General features: G+C 45.6%; 18 protein-coding genes. 11 read left to right on the top strand and 7 right to left on the bottom strand.

Annotated features, from left to right (window positions below):
* Positions 1–29: 29 nt before the first annotated feature.
* Positions 30–275, bottom strand: coding sequence for a 4a-hydroxytetrahydrobiopterin dehydratase (locus AC0IYG_RS26460; protein WP_471714107.1), 246 nt, complete (start codon positions 273–275; stop codon positions 30–32).
* A gap of 261 nt (positions 276–536) precedes the next feature.
* On the opposite strand from AC0IYG_RS26460, the gene AC0IYG_RS26455 reads away from it, so the two are divergent.
* Genes AC0IYG_RS26455 through AC0IYG_RS26445 form a run of 3 tightly spaced genes read left to right on the top strand, consistent with a single transcriptional unit; the run spans position 537 to position 2,444 of the window.
* The gene (locus tag AC0IYG_RS26455; protein WP_471714106.1) at positions 537–965 is read left to right on the top strand and encodes an OsmC family protein; all 429 of its coding nucleotides are present in this window, start codon (positions 537–539) and stop codon (positions 963–965) included.
* Between the two features lie 39 nt (positions 966–1,004).
* Complete coding sequence (locus tag AC0IYG_RS26450) at positions 1,005–1,826, top strand: thymidylate synthase (protein ID WP_471714105.1); 822 nt, start codon at positions 1,005–1,007, stop codon at positions 1,824–1,826.
* Positions 1,827–1,835: 9 nt separating this feature from the next.
* Entirely contained in the window at positions 1,836–2,444 is a 609-nt protein-coding gene (locus tag AC0IYG_RS26445) for a trimeric intracellular cation channel family protein (RefSeq protein ID WP_471714104.1), read from the top strand.
* 213 nt (positions 2,445–2,657) lie between these two features.
* Here AC0IYG_RS26445 and AC0IYG_RS26440 read toward each other — a convergent pair whose 3' ends face one another.
* Positions 2,658–3,893, bottom strand: coding sequence for a DUF2911 domain-containing protein (locus AC0IYG_RS26440; protein WP_471714103.1), 1,236 nt, complete (start codon positions 3,891–3,893; stop codon positions 2,658–2,660).
* A 75-nt stretch (positions 3,894–3,968) separates the two neighbouring features.
* On the opposite strand from AC0IYG_RS26440, the gene AC0IYG_RS26435 reads away from it, so the two are divergent.
* Positions 3,969–4,505 (top strand): NUDIX hydrolase, encoded by a 537-nt coding sequence (locus AC0IYG_RS26435; RefSeq protein WP_471714102.1) that lies wholly within the window; start codon positions 3,969–3,971, stop codon positions 4,503–4,505.
* Here AC0IYG_RS26435 and AC0IYG_RS26430 read toward each other — a convergent pair.
* The 5 genes from AC0IYG_RS26430 to AC0IYG_RS26410 form a co-directional block, all read right to left on the bottom strand.
* The gene (locus tag AC0IYG_RS26430; protein WP_471714101.1) at positions 4,495–6,159 is read right to left on the bottom strand and encodes a S8 family peptidase; all 1,665 of its coding nucleotides are present in this window, start codon (positions 6,157–6,159) and stop codon (positions 4,495–4,497) included. The two genes, AC0IYG_RS26435 and AC0IYG_RS26430, sit on opposite strands and share 11 nt — an antisense overlap.
* A gap of 91 nt (positions 6,160–6,250) precedes the next feature.
* Complete coding sequence (locus AC0IYG_RS26425) at positions 6,251–7,828, bottom strand: FMN-binding glutamate synthase family protein (RefSeq protein WP_471714100.1); 1,578 nt, start codon at positions 7,826–7,828, stop codon at positions 6,251–6,253.
* A 25-nt stretch (positions 7,829–7,853) separates the two neighbouring features.
* The gene (locus AC0IYG_RS26420) at positions 7,854–9,089 is read right to left on the bottom strand and encodes a 3-phosphoshikimate 1-carboxyvinyltransferase (RefSeq protein WP_471714099.1); all 1,236 of its coding nucleotides are present in this window, start codon (positions 9,087–9,089) and stop codon (positions 7,854–7,856) included.
* A 100-nt stretch (positions 9,090–9,189) separates the two neighbouring features.
* Entirely contained in the window at positions 9,190–9,762 is a 573-nt protein-coding gene (locus tag AC0IYG_RS26415) for a hypothetical protein (protein ID WP_471714098.1), read from the bottom strand.
* A gap of 86 nt (positions 9,763–9,848) precedes the next feature.
* Positions 9,849–10,472, bottom strand: coding sequence for a DUF502 domain-containing protein (locus tag AC0IYG_RS26410; RefSeq protein ID WP_471714097.1), 624 nt, complete (start codon positions 10,470–10,472; stop codon positions 9,849–9,851).
* A gap of 159 nt (positions 10,473–10,631) precedes the next feature.
* Here AC0IYG_RS26410 and AC0IYG_RS26405 point away from each other — a divergent pair, with 159 nt between their 5' ends.
* The 7 genes from AC0IYG_RS26405 (at position 10,632) to AC0IYG_RS26375 (ending at position 16,690) form a co-directional block, all read left to right on the top strand.
* Positions 10,632–11,711 (top strand): Ldh family oxidoreductase, encoded by a 1,080-nt coding sequence (locus AC0IYG_RS26405; RefSeq protein WP_471714096.1) that lies wholly within the window; start codon positions 10,632–10,634, stop codon positions 11,709–11,711.
* Between the two features lie 57 nt (positions 11,712–11,768).
* Positions 11,769–12,806 (top strand): endolytic transglycosylase MltG, encoded by a 1,038-nt coding sequence (mltG, locus tag AC0IYG_RS26400; protein WP_471714095.1) that lies wholly within the window; start codon positions 11,769–11,771, stop codon positions 12,804–12,806.
* Positions 12,806–13,219 (top strand): acyl-CoA thioesterase, encoded by a 414-nt coding sequence (locus tag AC0IYG_RS26395; protein ID WP_471714094.1) that lies wholly within the window; start codon positions 12,806–12,808, stop codon positions 13,217–13,219. The genes mltG and AC0IYG_RS26395 overlap by 1 nt, the downstream gene beginning before the upstream one ends.
* Positions 13,220–13,230: 11 nt before the next feature.
* Positions 13,231–14,169, top strand: a complete 939-nt coding sequence (locus AC0IYG_RS26390; protein ID WP_471714093.1) for a YihY/virulence factor BrkB family protein — start codon at positions 13,231–13,233, stop codon at positions 14,167–14,169.
* A gap of 108 nt (positions 14,170–14,277) precedes the next feature.
* Entirely contained in the window at positions 14,278–15,270 is a 993-nt protein-coding gene (locus AC0IYG_RS26385) for a glycosyltransferase (RefSeq protein WP_471714092.1), read from the top strand.
* A gap of 30 nt (positions 15,271–15,300) precedes the next feature.
* Entirely contained in the window at positions 15,301–15,927 is a 627-nt protein-coding gene (locus tag AC0IYG_RS26380; protein WP_471714091.1) for an L-threonylcarbamoyladenylate synthase, read from the top strand.
* Between the two features lie 103 nt (positions 15,928–16,030).
* Positions 16,031–16,690, top strand: coding sequence for a WbqC family protein (locus AC0IYG_RS26375; protein ID WP_471714090.1), 660 nt, complete (start codon positions 16,031–16,033; stop codon positions 16,688–16,690).
* The last annotated feature ends 29 nt before the right edge of the window (positions 16,691–16,719 follow it).

Below are 16,719 nucleotides of genomic sequence, written 5' to 3'. Positions count from 1 at the left end.
AAATGGGCCTTGATTGGCCGGCCACGCAGTTATTTTTTAAATTCTTCAACTATTTTGTCAATGGCGTCCGCAAGCTTTTTGTCTTTATCTGTAACGATATCGCCCGCGTCGTGTGTGTTCAGTTCGAACGTTACTTTGTTGTAAGTGTTTGTCCAAAAGGGGTGGTGATCCATTTCATCGACCGTTTTTGCGACTGCTGTCATAAATGCAAATGCCTCCTTGAAATCTTTAAAGGTGAAGCTTTTTTTCAATTTGTTATCCTCTTCTTTCCACATATCGTTTCGCATTTATTTTACTAAAAATCCATTATACAGCATAATGAAACGAATATACAAGGATTATGCTTCTTTTTAAATTATTAGGGTAAATAGCCGAAACGGGTTTGATGAAGTATATTTGAACTTTGATCCGGTTCAGATCCTTATCATAGTAGAGCGGTCAAACGAAGCATTTATAGATTGCAAAACTTCGCTTAACGTGCTTTTTTAACTCATTTATAATCAAACAAACCTCTGCCTATCAGCTGAGTAAGTATCATGAAAGTAGAACTCGTTCGTGTTAATGACGCCTTTCACTTCGAAGGCACCGGTTCATCAGAAGTAAAAGTCCACACCGACGGATCGCCTGAAATTGGCGGCGGCGGTTTTGGTGTAAGGCCAATGGAATTGTTGTTAATGGGTTTGGCCAGTTGCAGCGCCATTGACGTTGTGCTGATCCTCAAAAAGCAACGCCAGGACATCACCGATTTTCGCATCACTGCCGACGGTGACCGTACGCAGGAAGAAAATACACAGCGTAAGCCGTTTACAAAAATTCACCTGACATTCAAATTCGCAGGCAACCAGCTGGACGAAAGCAAGATTAACCGCGCAATCGGCTTGTCTATGGAAAAATATTGCTCGGCAACCGCACAGCTTGAAGCACTTGCTGAAATCACTTACGCGGTTGAGATCGCGACTGTTTAAACTTTGATTTTTTTATAAAGCATTAATAAATACCCCAAAATGCAGCAATACCACGATTTGTTACGCCACATTCTTGATAACGGCGTGCGTAAAACAGACCGGACCGGCACAGGAACGATCAGTGTTTTTGGCTATCAGATGCGCTTTAATTTGAAGGACGGTTTTCCTTTGGTAACCACCAAGAAAGTGCATACGAAGTCGATCATTTACGAGCTTTTGTGGTTTTTGAGAGGGGATACCAACATTCAATATCTGAAAGAGCACGGGGTGTCGATCTGGGACGAGTGGGCAGATGAAAACGGCGATCTCGGACCGGTTTACGGCAAGCAATGGCGCAGCTGGGAAGGCCCTAACGGCAAGACGGTCGATCAGTTGCAAGAAGTGTTGAAGCAACTGAAAAACGCACCGGACTCGCGCCGCATCCTCGTTTCGGCATGGAATCCATCGCAGTTGTCAGAAATGAAATTGCAGCCTTGTCACGCGTTATTCCAGTTTTACGTGGCGCCACCCAATGAAGATGCAGGCGAAACCAAAGGTAAACTGTCCTGTCAGCTTTATCAGCGCAGCGCCGATGTATTTCTTGGCGTGCCGTTCAATATTGCCAGCTATGCATTGCTGACGATGATGATTGCGCAGGAATGTGATCTGGATCTGGGAGATTTTATCTGGACCGGTGGCGATACGCACATTTATCTCAACCATTTGGAACAGGTGGATCTGCAACTGAGCCGTGAGCCACGCGCGCTTCCTGTTATGGCGATCAATCCCGATGTAAAAAGTGTTTTTGACTTCAAGTTTGAGGATTTCGAGCTTCAAAATTACAATCCGTGGCCCGGAATCAAGGCGCCTGTCGCGGTTTAAGGCAAGGGGATGAGTATCCAATATATTTTAGAGATCATCGGAACATTCGCTTTTGCCATTTCCGGGGCGCTGGCTGTGAAAGACCAGAAGCATCAGGATTGGTTTGGCGCGAGCTTCACGGCGTTCATTTCGTCGATCGGCGGAGGAACGCTGCGTGATATTTTGTTAGATGCTTACCCGTTGGTCTGGATCAGTGACATTACGATCATTTACGCCATTATGGCCGGGATTCTGGTCACATTTATTTTTTACAAATTTTTGTTGCGACTGCGAAAGACGCTGTTTCTTTTCGACACATTCGGGATCGCATTGTTCACCATTGTAGGAACGGAAAAAGCCCTTCACTTAGGTGTAAGGCCAGAAATTGCAGTGATTATGGGCGTTTTTACAGCCACAATGGGCGGCGTAGTGCGCGATATGATGACGAATGAAATCCCCATCATTTACCGGAAGGAAGTTTATGCAACTGCTTGTCTGGCAGGAGCCTGCGTTTATTTGTTATTAGACGATTTCGGCGCCGGGCGGAACATTGCGTTTATTTCCGGATCAATTGTCATCATCGTCATCCGCATATTGGCCGTCCGTTACGAATGGAGCGTTCCGCGGTTTTTTCGTTGATTGGATTTGTTGCGTCGGAAGCGCGTTGTGGACGTTGTTGCATGCCTCCGGCATTTAATTTTCCTTCGAACATATTTTTCTACCAATATTACGTCGCGCCGCGACTTGCATTGGTGCACGTAATGCCAGAGGCATGAAATATCGGTCGCAACTAAAGGATGTGATATCGGTAGCAAAAGGAAATCACACGTAAGCGGAAATGCCAGAGGCATGTTAATATCGGTAGCAAACGGAAATCACACGACAGCGAAAATGCCAGCTGCATGCAATCTTGGTAGCAAAAGCATGTAACACGAAAGCGGAAATGCCAGAGGCATGCAATCTTGGTAGCAAATGGATATCACACGAAAGCGGAAATGCCAGAGGCATGCAATCTCGGAAGCAAAAGATATCACACGAAGCGAAAATGCCAGAGGCATGTAATATCGGTAGAAATGGTCGTCCATGCGTAAATCGCAAATCCCGGCAGGGATGTAACAACGTGTAAAACGCAAAATGTCGGGACGCAAACGACCACGCTGCATCCCGACACAAATTACTTCTTCTTTTTCCCTTCACGTTCGAAACTGCTTGTTTCGGAGCGCTGGAAACTTTTGACTGCATCTGCGTGATTCCTTTTTCGATCTGACCTTTGTAGAAACTTGTGAATGCGCCGTTAGGCGTTGCGGTTCCTAATGTCAATGCTTTCTGAGCGACAGGCAATGCTTCTGCATTCTTTCCTAATTTGCTTAAAATCTGTGCTTTCAGCCACAAGTTGGAATAGGATTCTTTCAAACCAATCGCCTTATCTGCCAGGGAAAGCGCCACTTGCAAATCTTTGCCTTGCGATAATAAATAACCCGCTGTGCTTTGCAAAACCGCAATGTCTTCGGGCTTTTCGGCCACAGCTTTGTTCAAACCGGCCATTGTCAATGTTTCTGTGGTTACTGCCAACGGAACCGGCACATTAACCGATGACCATGAAATGTTCAGGAAGCCGGTGCTGTCCGATGTCGGGTCAATGCTGATCTTGAAGCTTTCGGTGTACTCAGCGGAAGTTGGTACGACCATTATTCTTGCTACATCTTCCGATTCTTTGTAATCCTGCGTTCCACCCTGGTTGAAATTTTTATTCAAAATTACCGTCCACGCAGCGCCCGATGGAATGGAGAATAACGCATACTTTCCTGCTGGCACTTTTTTGCCGCCAAATGAAAAGTCAGTTCCTGCTTCCAATGTCGTTGCCATGTTTGCGCCGGTGCGCCAGATTTGATTGTAGGGAGCCAGTTCGGAGCTGTCGGTGAACACTTTACGTCCTTTTATCGCCGGGCGGGAATATTTTACTGTGAAATCAGTGACACCAATGCTTTGCATAACGCTCGCGGACGGACTGGCTTGCGGCGTGCGCTGCGCTATGGCTGAGGTTGCGAGTAAAGCGGCAATGGACACTGATAAGAAGTATTTTTTCATTTTCAAATAAGGTGGTTTATTTCTTGAAGTATTAAACTTGTGGTGAAATTAGAATGAAAAAATCACATAGCCTACATGAAGCGAAACAGTTTATTGGCCCTTTTGCACGCATATACGCCTGAAATCGGACTCGAAAATGAAATGTATCTTGAAACCATTGATTTTATCGAAAATCACGAAGATTGCTTCGAGCGAAGCTTGCAAATCGGACATGTAACTGCTTCTGGGTTAATGCTTTCCGCGGATGGAAGCGCTGTTTTGCTCATGCATCACCAAAAGTTGGGACGATGGTTGCAGCCTGGCGGACATTGCGACGGAGATCCTGATACGGAACGGGTTGCACGCAAGGAAATATGGGAAGAAACAGGCATCAAGGAGCTTGAATTGGCTAAGGAAGGCATATTTGACGTCGACATTCACCTCATTCCGGAACGGAAAGGACTTCCGGCACATTATCATTACGACATTCGTTTTTTGTTCAAAGCCGTTGAAGGTCAGGAAATTGTCGTGAACGACGAGTCATTGGATGTGCAGTGGATTCTGCTTAAAAATGTTGGTGAGCTGAATGATTCTGAATCGGTGGTTCGGATGATCCGTAAGGTTACTGCTTGATAAATTTCAGGGCTTTTTCCTGATTAGCAACTTTGATTTTGACAAGATAAAGTCCCGCAGGAAGTTGTGAGGAAGTAATGGGCTGGTTAGCGGTCAGCTTGGCTTCCAGGGTGTTTAATGTTTTGCCATTTTGCCCGTAAAGACTTAGCACCGCCTTTTTCCCAACCAAATGTTGCGGAATTGACAGACTTGCATTTTCCTGAACAGGGTTTGGCGATAAGACAATGGAAGTGAGTAAATTATCTTCCGTGCCAAGCGGAGAAAACTCTTCCTGAATAATTTGTTCAGCCCGAACAGCGCTTGGCACGCCGTAACCAAGGCGATTGTCAGGTGCACTTGCCTGGTGCCCCGATTTTTTGATGACATAAATAAGCTGTTGCGCGGTCAGATTGGGATAAGCCTGCCAAAGAATAGTCGAAAATCCGGCCATTAATGGTGAAGAAAATGACGTCCCGTTGCTGCTGGAAACATTGCCCGATGTGCTTCCGACAACTGCTCCCAAGCCAACCGCCGCAACATCCGGCTTCTGCTGTCCGGCTGCATTCGGGCCCAGGGAACTCAATGCGGCATAACTCCGCTCATAATTTGTCGCGCCGACGGTTAGCACAGAATCCACGTCCGCAGGCGCGCCCACGTAACGCCAGGCTTTGTTGCCATCATTCCCGGCCGAATTGACCACCAACATTCCCGTGCGTGTCGCAAAACGGGCTGCACGGCTCACAATGGTCGTTTTGCCGTCCATATCTTCGTAAGTGTAACTGTATTCCGGCTTGGCAAATTCGTCATCAAACTGCGTGTAACCGAGTGAAGAGTTAATTACATCGGCTCCGACGCTGTCGGCACGCTCAGCTGCCATAAGCCAAGCGATTTCTTCATAAGGCGATTCCAGGAAGTCGTTTTCAGTGCGGTAAAGTGCGTAAGTTGCTTTAAATGCTGCGCCAATCATTACACCGGATTGCTCGGCAGCCATGGTTGAAATCACATTTAAGCCATGCGAGCCGTCATTGTAAACATCAGTTTCGCGGCCCATGAAATCATATGTATCAATGATTCGGTTTTCGTCACGGAGCGGTTTGAGGAACGGCACCACGTCACCATTTGCAAATCCGTTGTCAATAACGGCGATGAGCATTCCTTCTCCATGAAAACCTTTGTTATGCAAGCTGGGGACGTCCATAAGTGCCAGCTGCGCATTCATATTGCCATAATTCAGATCTTCGGTTGTGCCAAATTTCCGGTTTACACTGCCTATGCGTTCCACTCCGGGTGATTTTGAACCAATGTTTGCCACAGGCAAATCAAATTCAATGCTCTTGAAAAATGGCAGTTTTCTGATGTCGGCAAGCTGGGCAGCTGTTGCTTCCACAACGGCGCCATTAAACCACCGGGACGTGAAAATCACAGAAGCGCCCACTTGTTTGATCGCAAAAACATAACCGGGATTTACAGGGAAATCCTGCGTTCTGATGGGAATATTTTGTCGCGTTCTACGGGCGATTGCACGTGCGGAAAGAAATTCAGCTGGCTTTTCAGTGGAGAAAGTCGTGTTGTTTTTGTCTTTAAATAAAACAAAATAGCGCGGATTACTTTGCGCAGCGCTGTAACCAAAGCTCAGAAAAAACACGAAGAATGTAAATAGCAGAGTTCTGGTCATAATTCACACATTTAAATGGCGCTCACTTCATAACAAACCAACGCCGGCAGCATAAGTTTCCATATGCTTTGTTTTAAACAAATATGTGAAATTATTTGCTTTTTCTTCCGCCCAGATGCTGGCAATCCAGTAACGGTTTTATGCCCGCATACGGAACTATGGTTTTCAGATAACCATAATTGTCGGCCAATGTGATCGTGCGGTTGTGGTCGCCCATGGAAATGTCAATGTCGTTCATTCCAAACTGGCAGGGATGCTCGTAGCCGGTCGCGTGGGTAATCTCGATAATTTCCTTCGCCAGCGTGCTCATATAACTGTTGAAACGCTCACTTTTCAGTGCAGGATCAATGCCTGCTTCGAGCCATTTGTTATTTGTTGCTATGCCGGTCGGGCAGCGGTTTGTATGACAAATTTGCGCCTGAATGCAACCGATGGACATCATTGCTTCGCGCGCTACATTGATAATGTCGGCGCCCATAGCAAATGCCATCGCTGCCTGCGCGGGAAGGCCGAGCTTGCCGGATGCGATGAATGTAACTTTATCCGTGAGATTTCTTTTTTGGAAAATCTTGTAAACCGTGCTGAAAGCAAAAACAAGCGGTAACGAAACGTGGTCTGCAAATGAGGGCGGTGCCGCTCCCGTGCCGCCTTCGCCTCCGTCAATTGTAATGAAATCGGGTCCTTTTCCAGTCTCAGCCATCAGATTGGCCAGTTCTTCCCACATGTCGGTTTTGCCAACTGCCGATTTTATGCCAACTGGCAAGCCGGTTTCCGCAGCCATGGATTCGATGAAATCGACCATGCTTTTGATGTCGGAGAATGCGCTGTGATAAGGAGGCGAGACCACATCTTTTCCAATGGGCACGCCGCGGATCTCAGAAATTTCGGCGGTGATTTTACTGGCTGGCAGCACGCCGCCTTTTCCCGGTTTTGCGCCCTGCGAAAGTTTGAGTTCGATCATGCGCACGGCTGGGTTTTCCTGCGTCATTTTCACCAGCTTTTCCATGACAAAATTCCCTTCGTCATCCCGCACGCCAAAATAGGAGGTGCCCATATTGAAAACCACATCCGCGCCAAACTTGTGATAAGGCGACAATCCACCTTCGCCGGTGTTGTGATAATTCCCGAATTGAAATGAGCCTTTGTTCAAAGACTCAATGGCACGTGAGGAGAGCGAGCCGAAGCTCATGGCACTAACGTTCACGACCGAACGCGGGCGATAGGGTCTTTTTCTGTTATGAAATTCACCGATAATCTTGGCCGACGGAATGGTGTAATGATGCGGATCGTTGCCGTTTTTTACATGGTGATTATGCGTTGCATCCAGCTTAAAAGGCAGCATAGCAGGTTTTATGAACACATATCCCGGCTCTTGCATATTCTGGTCGGTCCCAAAACCCTGATAATTGTTTTCTTTTTTGGAAGAAGCGTAAATCCACGAACGCTGGCGGCGATTGAACGGCAATTCCTCCCGATTACTGGCAACGATGTATTGCCGCAACTCCGGACCGATCGTTTCGAGCATGTAACGAAAGTGGCCGACCAATGGAAAGTTATGCTGAATGGTGTGCTTCCGCTGCAAAACGTCCCGGATTGCAATGGCAATGGGGACAATCAGGATATAAACCCAAACTGGGATCGCGGCAAAGAACGAAGCAAGCATTTCCATAAGTCAGTGTGTAAATTGAAGCAAATCAGACTTCTTCCCAGGTTGTGACAACGGAAAGATCTTTCCAGTAACCCGGATAGGATTTAACTACAACACCCGGTTCTTCAATTGTAATTGGTGCAACCATTCCAGCCGGTGCGAAGGCCATCGCCATCCGGTGATCGTCGTAAGTATGAATGGACGGCGTTTCTTTTTGTTCAAAATCCGGAATGCGGCTAACTTCGTAAAGATGGTCTTTTTCAACTTCTTTAAGCGTTGCGCCTAATTTTTGCAACTCCTGTTGTAATGCAAAAACACGGTCCGTCTCTTTAATTTTCAAGCTTTCAATGCCGGTTAGTGACAGGCGAATTCCTTTTACAGCGCAACAAACGGCCACGGTTTGGGCCAGATCCGGACAATCTGTAAAATCCCAGCCTATGGAAGCTGCGGGCGTGGTTTTGGTCAACAGCACACCGCGTTCGGTGAATACACTTGCAACGCCCAAATGTTCCATAATCTGAACAATGGCACTATCGCCCTGCAATGAATCTTTTTTCAAACCCAGGAGCTCAACTTCTGCATCTTCGGCTAATGCCACAATGCTATACCAGTAACTCGCGCCAGACCAGTCCGATTCAATCGCATAAGGATGCGGCTGATATTTGAATGGCGGAACGATAATCGTGTTTGCCTGCCAATCTGCCTTGTATTCAATGCCAAAATGCGCCATTTGGTTAAGCGTCATTTCAATGTAAGGCTTCGATCCAACTTCCCCTTCCAGATTTATTTTCAAACCGCTTGGCAAACTCGGCGCAATAAGCAGCAAAGCAGAAATATACTGGCTGCTTACGTCGCCGCGCATCACAATTTCATTTGTGCCCGAGTAAGAAAAACCATTCAGTTTTAATGGCGGATAACCTGTTTCCTGCTGATATTCAATGTCTGCACCCAAAATCCGCAATGCGTCCACCAGAATGCCAATCGGCCTTTCACACATGCGTGGCGTGCCGGTCATGATTTTGTTCTGATTTGTAACAGCAAAATAAGCAGTCAGAAACCGCATAGTGGTGCCGGCATCGATCACGTCGGCGATGACATCTGGCGAATCAAGCAGTCTCAGCATGGTTTGCGAGTCGCGGGCTTCGGAAATATTGGAAAGCTCGCATTGAAAACCTGTTAATGCATTGATGATCAGCGCGCGGTTGCATTCACTTTTCGATGCTGCCAGTCTTATTTCTGCGCGTATGGATTGTTTGGGTGGGTGTACTAGAATGGATTTCACTTCAAAAATCAGATTAGGGAAAGCAAAGGCAACTTGGCCTTTGGGGCATTGTTCGTATTAATAGGTTTCGAGGACTTTCAATTTGTTCCTGCCATTGATCTTAAAGTGAAGAGAATGTCAGTTTGTAACAAACAAAACCTGCTGCCATAAACGCTCCGCCAACGACCAGCGACGAAGCATCGGTTGTATATCTTTTATTATCAATTCCTTTGTTAAAAAAGTCGGCGCCAATGTAGATCAGTCCGGCAAGCGGAAGCAATGGCGCTAACTGCGAAATGAATGGGATACGGCGCGAAACTTTCATGAGCCTGATGTCTTTCAAAAGAATTTCCTGGTAATCCATCCGGCCTACTGCTTCATTAATAATCGCAATGCTGAATGATGAATCTGTCACGCTTGCAATGGTTTCGTTGAAGCGAATGGTTTCATTGTGCATCCGGAACTTAATGTTGTCGCCGGGGAAAAAGCGATATCTGTGAAAGCCGCCGATTGCGGGCGACGCGTCGAGTACAAGATATTTTTGTCCGGGTGAGGCGATTACGCGGTTTGCGCTGCCATTTTTAAGGAAAAGTTCTTCGCTGGAAAGTGCTTTTTTGGCGTCATAATGGTCCTGGGACCATGCTTGGAAACTCCCTGTGAGTATAAAAACGACAATATAGAAGAGTTGTCTCATAGCATTAAAAGAATGGTTCAAATATAGGGAATCATTCTTTTAAACGGGCAAAAGTGTTGCATTGTTGCCCATATTTTAAGTGTAAATTAATCTTCCTCAGCCGTTTCCTCTCGCGGAACTTTCACTGAAACACCGCCAGAAATCAGCATTTTCATCACGTCTGTCGCACTTGCATCGAGCACCGAAACGTGCTCGCAAGGCACAATGAAGAGCTCGCCGGACAAGGAGTAGGAGAGCGGCATGTAAACTGCCACATGCCCCGCAATGTTCAGATGTCCGAGATCGGTTTGCGTGATGAAGCCTATCTTTTTGATCTGCGTTTCCTGATACATGGTCACCAGCACGGGCTGATTAAATTTCTTTTTGTCACCAACAAATGCGAGAATAAGGTCTTTGACAGAATAATAAATCAGGCTCACCAGCGGAATGCGCCGCATAATGCGCTCCGTAAACCTGAAAAACGATTGTGGAACGACCGTCGAGAAGAAAAAGCCAAGAAAAATGATGAACAGAAGGATCAGCAGGATTCCGAGGCCGGGGAGATAAACATATTGGTTGTTGGAAATCGGAATGTCAACGGAAATGATGTTATCCAGATATTCGACGCCTGTCCATATGATAAGTGCCGTTGCATATATGGGCACCACAAGCACGAGACCGCGGATAAAATATCTTACAATGCGTTTAATGAGACCATTTTTACCTTCCATGATGGTGATCTCCGTTTGCTTGCGGAGAAATGTGTTGCGGTGAACAGATTTTTATGAAATATTGGACGATGCCAATTGAATTAGGATATTTGCAGCATTCCGGGTGCTGATCAGCAGCATGCGGGTAAAATTAAAAAGAAGTTCACTCATTTGACGTATATGTATCAGGCCAGCTATTTAAAACATTTTACGGAAGAAGTTTTCATTGCCATAGGATGTTCAGCAGAAGAGGCCAGGCTGGCTGCGACGGTTTTGGTAAGTGCAGATTTGCGGGGCGTGGATTCGCACGGCATCGCCAGACTGGCAGGTTACGTTCGCTTGTATGATCATGGCCGATTGAATCCGAAACCGGAGGTCAAAGTCGTTTATGAAACGCCCAGCACAGCGGTGGTGGACGGTGATAGAGGATTAGGCCTTGTGGTTGCGCCGAAAGCAATGGAGATCGCCATGGAAAAAGCGGAGAAGGTTGGTTCCGGTTGGGTCTCGGTTCGTAACTCAAACCACTTCGGCATTGCCGGTTATCATGCGATGCTTGCATTGGAAAAAGACATGATCGGCTGGACAATGACGAATGCTGCACCATTGGTAACGCCTACTTTTTCTTTGGATAAATTGCTCGGAACCAATCCGATAGCTGTTGCTGTGCCAGCATTGGAAGAGCCAGCTTTTGTAGCTGATTTTGCTTCGACAGCCGTGGCTTATGGGAAGTTTGAAATTTTGCAGCGCAAGGGTTTGCCTGCACCGCTGGGTTGGGCGCAGGATGCGGAAGGCAATGCAACAACGGATTCCAATGCCGTAAAAAGCGGAGGCGGTTTGTTGCCTTTGGGTTCGGATAGAGAGCACGGCAGCCATAAAGGTTACGGACTCGGCGCCATTGTCGACATTTTCTCGGGCGTGCTTTCGGGTGCTAATTTCGGGCCGTGGGTTCCGCCATTTGCAACAGCCGGATTTATGACAGCGCAGCAGGGAGTTGGATTGGGAACCGGACATTTTCTGGGTGCCATGCGTGTTGACGGCTTTCGTCCTGCCGAAGAATTCAAACAGGATATGGACAAATGGATCAAAGCATTCCGCGGCGCACGGGCAGTGGAGGGCCAGAAAGTGCTTATCCCCGGCGATCCGGAACGTGAAAGCGAGGCTGATCGCGGCGTAAACGGAATTCATTTGCTGGAACCAGTTGTTGTGTCTCTGGATGAGCTTGCAAAAAGATTTGGAATTCCATTTGAGGTTAATCTATAACATTTAAAGAACAAAAAGCCGACGGCTGCCCGCCGGAAGCTGATAGCCATGTAACTTATGTCGCGTAATTTTAAAGTAGGATTGTTTATTACGATCGCAATCCTTACAACAACATTTACATTTTATTTCTGGCAGATTTTCAAAACGCCCAATTTGCTTGTCGAAAAGCAGTCAAACTTTGCATTGCTGATCCCGGAAGGAGGCACTTATCAGAATGTCCTGGATTCGCTGAATAAGTATGAGGTAATCAATGATCATATCTCCTTTCAGTTTTTGGCCAAACTTTTGAAATATCCTGAAAAAGTGAAGCCGGGAAGATATGTTATCAAGCCTAATTCAAACAATTATCAGGTTGTTAAAAAACTTGCAGCCGGAAGTCAGGACGCTGTAAAACTGACTTTTAACAATATAAGGCTTAAAGAAGACCTCATTACGCGCATAGGAAGCCGTTTTGAGTTCGGCGAAGCAAATTTCAGAAAAGCGCTCAGCGATCCGAAGGTTTGTAACAAATATGGTTTGGATACGCTCACGATTGTATCCATGTTCCTGCCAAACACTTATGAAATTTACTGGACAACGGGCACAGAAAAGTTTCTGGACCGGATGCACAGCGAATACAAAAAATATTGGACAGACGAACGCGTTGCCAAAGCCAAATCGATTGGACTGACGCCTGTACAAGTTTCTATTCTGGCATCCATTGTAGAAGAAGAGCAAGCGAGAAAAGTGGATGAAAGACCGAAAGTCGCTGGATTATACATTAACCGTTTGAATGCGCAGATGCCGCTGCAAGCCGATCCAACGATCAAATTTGCGTTACAGGATTTTGCTATCAAACGCATTTTGAATGGTCAGCTTTTGATAAAATCGCCTTATAATACTTACGTTAATGTGGGTTTGCCTCCGGGCCCGATCCGCGTTGCCGACCTCAATTCCCTGAATGCGGTGCTCAATTATGACAAGCACGATTATGTATATATGTGTGCCAAAGCGGACCTGTCGGGTTATCACGCGTTTGCGACCAATTATGCAGATCACTTGAATAATGCACGCATGTATCAGGCTGAATTGAACCGACTCAAAATAATGAAATAATGTTTGTTTACGAAGTGAAGGGCGTCCGGGTCCGTTATGCAGATACGGATCAGATGGGTTATGTATATTACGGAAATTACGCCCGATATTATGAGATAGGGCGCGTTGAGGCGCTTCGGAGCCTGGATTTTCACTACAAAGTAATGGAAGACGAAGGCGTAATGATGCCGGTTTATGAAAACCATTCACGTTATTTGAAACCCGCCCGTTACGACGATGAGTTGTCAATCCGTGTTACATTGCAGCAAATGCCGGGGATAAGGGTCATTTTTCAGTATGAAATACGCAATCAGGATGAAGTCCTGCTGAACACCGGCGAGACGACGCTCGTTTTTCAGCGCCGTGACAACGGGAAATTGTGCGTGGCACCGGAAAAGCTGCTCAACAAGCTCAAACCGTATTTCGACATTTAATTATTTTGCCTATGCTTGAAAAACTGTTAGGAAACCGTCATGTCAAGCGTATTATTGTCTGGTTGCAGCGTAAGGTTTATATTGGCAACACAGTTTCCTTGTATGACATTCTGGTTAATCTGGTCCGCAGCAACCGGAAATATGACATCGATCAGCGCGCGTCGGCAGTTGCTTACAGTCTGACGCTTGCCTCTTTTCCTGCTGTCATTTTCCTTTTTACACTCATTCCTTACATTCCCATTGAGCATCTGGATCAGCAGATTATGGAGCTGCTGCGCGAAAACATTCCAAGCGGCATTTACGAAGATGCAGACCAGACCATCATGGATATTATCAGCAGGCCCCGGAAAGGCGTACTTTCGTTCGGTTTTATCTTTGCAATGATTGCCTCCACCAATGGAATGATGTCGCTGATGCGCTCGTTCGACATGGTTTACGACGACATTGAAACGAGGGGTTTTCTGAAATTGCGGGGCATTGCAACACTCTTAACATTGCTGCTGATCCTCGTACTTTTCCTGTCCGTCATTCTGCTGATCGTCGGCGATGCGGTCATGAACATTCTAAGCGACTGGAATATTTTGCAGGACACGTGGATGATCAATCTGCTGAATATCACGCGTTATCTGATCAGTTTCGGGTCGCTGATGCTGACGATTTCGCTTATTTACAGGTTCGCGCCGTCTCACGGCAGGCAGTTTTCCTTCATCAATGCCGGTGCAGTCATTGCATCCGTTTTAATACTCGCGGCGACTTACGGTTTTTCTTATTATTTGTCCAGATTTAGCTCCTATAACAAGCTTTACGGCTCTATCGGAACGATGATCGCGTTAATGATCTGGCTTTATTTACTCGCCTTTGTGATCATTCTCGGATTTGAGATCAATGATGGAATTGCAGCGGCAGCAAAGGGCAAAGTGGTCCCTAAGCAGCGATTTACCGCAAACTAACAACTTCTCTTACCTGAGTTGAATGTTGTTAGTTTTGTGACTGGCAGCCACCATAAAAATTGCAAAAAACCAGGCTGCAAGACTGGAATTGCGATACTGCGTGTTGAAATGAAAGAGAAGGAAAAGCCATTGGTAACTGTTATCCTGACAGCTTATAATCAGGAAAAATACATTGAAGAAACACTTCATTCGGTCTTTCAGCAAACTTACACCAACATTGAACTGATTGTTATCGACAATGCCAGCACTGATAATACGCTGGTTGTGATTGAAGATTTAAAATCAGCTTCAAATCAATTTTTAGTAATCAAAAACAGGTTCAATTCCGGGCTTTGCAAAGCATTTAATAAAGGGCTTGCAGTTGCCAAAGGAAAATACGTCATCGACCTCTCCGGCGATGATGTGCTGCTGCCTGAGCGCATTGAGAAACAGGTTGAAGCGTTTGAGCAGCTTCCGGATGAATATGCAGTTGTTTTTACCAATGCGCTTTACATTAACATTGCCGGCAAAGATTTAGACAGTCATTATCTGATTGATAAAGCTGGGAAAGCTGCGATAGCAGTGCCTTCCGGTGATGTTTACAAGAATGTTCTGGAAAAATATTTCATCTGCACACCGACCATGATCATGCGGACAGAAGCATTGCTTGAAATGGGCGGATATGACGAGTCGCTGACATTTGAAGATTTTGATTTTTGGGTGCGGTCGGCTGCCAGGTTCAAATATTTTTATCTGGATGAAGTGCTTACCAAAAAGCGGATCGTTCCTTCGTCACTTTCTTCCATGGTTTACAAAAAAGGCAGCGGCATGCTCGCTTCCTATTATACAGTTTGCAACAAAGCCTACGACCTCAACCGCGACCAGCGGGAATTTGACTTGCTGGCGGCACGCATCCGGACATTTATCAGGAAATGCTGGTATGCACAGGAATTTGAGCTGGCGGTGCGTTTTCGGGTGTTGCTCAATTACATTGAAAACCCGGGATGGCAAACGGAGCTGATCGTTTTCATGTGCAGAATGCACCTTCCGGTTAATTTTGCCTATCGATTTTATATCAAAAATTTAAAAAAAGCACTTGGACAGGAAGGATTTAGCTTTTAGAATTGTTAATCTAAAAATTTGCTATTGCCTATGCCTGCTGAGTTCATAAAAATTTACCCCCAAAATCCTGACGAAAGGAGAATCCGACAGGTCGTTGATGTGCTCCGGAATGGTGGTCTGGTCATTTATCCAACCGACACAGTTTACGGATTGGGCTGCGACATTTACAATTCCCGGGCCGTCGAAAAAATTGCCAGGATCAAAGGCATCAAGCCACAGAAAAACGACTTTTCCTTCATTTGCTACGATTTGAGTCACATTGCGGATTATGCCCGCGTTGACAATTCGGCTTTCAAAATTATGAAGAAGGTGCTGCCCGGACCTTACACATTCATTCTCGAAGCCACCAGCAACGTCCCAAAATTGCTTAATACGAACAAAAAAAGCGTCGGGATTCGCGTTCCTGATAACATGATTCCGCGCCTGATTGTAAAAGAATTAGGTAATCCGATCGTTACTACGTCGATTAAGGATGACGATGAAATTATCGAGTATTCAACTGATCCTGAGCTGATTTACGAGAAGTTTCAGCACCAGGTGGATATGGTTGTGGATGGCGGTTACGGAGGCAATGTTGCATCGACGATCATTAAATCGGACAGTGGCGGTTTCGAGATCATCCGCGAGGGACTTGGAGACGTAAGTTTGTTTTTATAGTGCGAAATTGTAATGATTTAAGTTCGCATTGTACATTGCCACCCATACAAAATATTTATTATGAATTTTTTGATAATATCATAAGCCTTTACCATATTTGATAGTGTCAGAAATTTTAATTAAAGATGATGAGCGGACTGATTTGCGGATCGAATTACAGTATTTACCTAGTTTAGCGTATTTTACCTGTTTACTAAGTCACGACCGCATTTTCATCGACATTGAAGAGCGATATGTCAAGCAGAGCTATCGCAACAGATGCAGTGTACTTACTGCCAATAAGGTTGATTTGTTAACGGTTCCGGTCAAAAAGTACGAGGCAGCCACCCCCACAAAAGATATTAAGATTGACTACAGCCAGGACTGGATGCGGCGTCATCTGGGCTGTCTGAAATCAGCTTACGGAAAATCCCCGTTCTACGAGTTTTATGCCCCTTATTTTTTGGAGATTTATGACAAGAAACTAGCATATCTCGTTGATTTGAATTATGAATTATTGACAATTTGTCTTAGATTGGGAGGAGTCAAAAAGGAGTTACAGTACAATTTGTCAGGTTCGGTTGAGGAGGAAAGTCAAGTAACGAATGCTATTTCCCTTATTAACAACAGGAAAAGCCATATTCCTACTGAATATTATCAGCCAATCCCTTATTATCAAACCTTCGGGAATGATTTTGTAAGTAACTTAAGTATTATTGATCTGCTATTTAACATGGGTCCTGAGGCAAAGAGTGTTTTGTTAAGATCCTGTAAGTTTCAATAAAGCTATTTTGAACAAACGAGGATCAAGTA

The organism is Dyadobacter sp. AC419, assembly GCF_979253085.1.
The sequence above is the reverse complement of the archived record's forward strand: the minus strand, read 5'-3'. Positions and strand labels throughout refer to the sequence as shown.

Excerpts from the sequence above, each read along its gene's own strand:
- AC0IYG_RS26460 (WP_471714107.1), bottom strand. The coding sequence starts at position 275 with ATGTGGAAAGAAGAGGATAACAAATTGAAAAAAAGCTTCACCTTTAAA.
- AC0IYG_RS26455 (WP_471714106.1), top strand. The coding sequence starts at position 537 with ATGAAAGTAGAACTCGTTCGTGTTAATGACGCCTTTCACTTCGAAGGC.
- AC0IYG_RS26450 (WP_471714105.1), top strand. The coding sequence starts at position 1,005 with ATGCAGCAATACCACGATTTGTTACGCCACATTCTTGATAACGGCGTG.
- AC0IYG_RS26445 (WP_471714104.1), top strand. The coding sequence starts at position 1,836 with ATGAGTATCCAATATATTTTAGAGATCATCGGAACATTCGCTTTTGCC.
- AC0IYG_RS26440 (WP_471714103.1), bottom strand. The coding sequence starts at position 3,893 with ATGAAAAAATACTTCTTATCAGTGTCCATTGCCGCTTTACTCGCAACC.
- AC0IYG_RS26435 (WP_471714102.1), top strand. The coding sequence starts at position 3,969 with ATGAAGCGAAACAGTTTATTGGCCCTTTTGCACGCATATACGCCTGAA.
- AC0IYG_RS26430 (WP_471714101.1), bottom strand. The coding sequence starts at position 6,159 with ATGACCAGAACTCTGCTATTTACATTCTTCGTGTTTTTTCTGAGCTTT.
- AC0IYG_RS26425 (WP_471714100.1), bottom strand. The coding sequence starts at position 7,828 with ATGGAAATGCTTGCTTCGTTCTTTGCCGCGATCCCAGTTTGGGTTTAT.
- AC0IYG_RS26415 (WP_471714098.1), bottom strand. The coding sequence starts at position 9,762 with ATGAGACAACTCTTCTATATTGTCGTTTTTATACTCACAGGGAGTTTC.
- AC0IYG_RS26410 (WP_471714097.1), bottom strand. The coding sequence starts at position 10,472 with ATGGAAGGTAAAAATGGTCTCATTAAACGCATTGTAAGATATTTTATC.
- AC0IYG_RS26405 (WP_471714096.1), top strand. The coding sequence starts at position 10,632 with ATGTATCAGGCCAGCTATTTAAAACATTTTACGGAAGAAGTTTTCATT.
- mltG (WP_471714095.1), top strand. The coding sequence starts at position 11,769 with ATGTCGCGTAATTTTAAAGTAGGATTGTTTATTACGATCGCAATCCTT.
- AC0IYG_RS26395 (WP_471714094.1), top strand. The coding sequence starts at position 12,806 with ATGTTTGTTTACGAAGTGAAGGGCGTCCGGGTCCGTTATGCAGATACG.
- AC0IYG_RS26390 (WP_471714093.1), top strand. The coding sequence starts at position 13,231 with ATGCTTGAAAAACTGTTAGGAAACCGTCATGTCAAGCGTATTATTGTC.
- AC0IYG_RS26385 (WP_471714092.1), top strand. The coding sequence starts at position 14,278 with ATGAAAGAGAAGGAAAAGCCATTGGTAACTGTTATCCTGACAGCTTAT.
- AC0IYG_RS26380 (WP_471714091.1), top strand. The coding sequence starts at position 15,301 with ATGCCTGCTGAGTTCATAAAAATTTACCCCCAAAATCCTGACGAAAGG.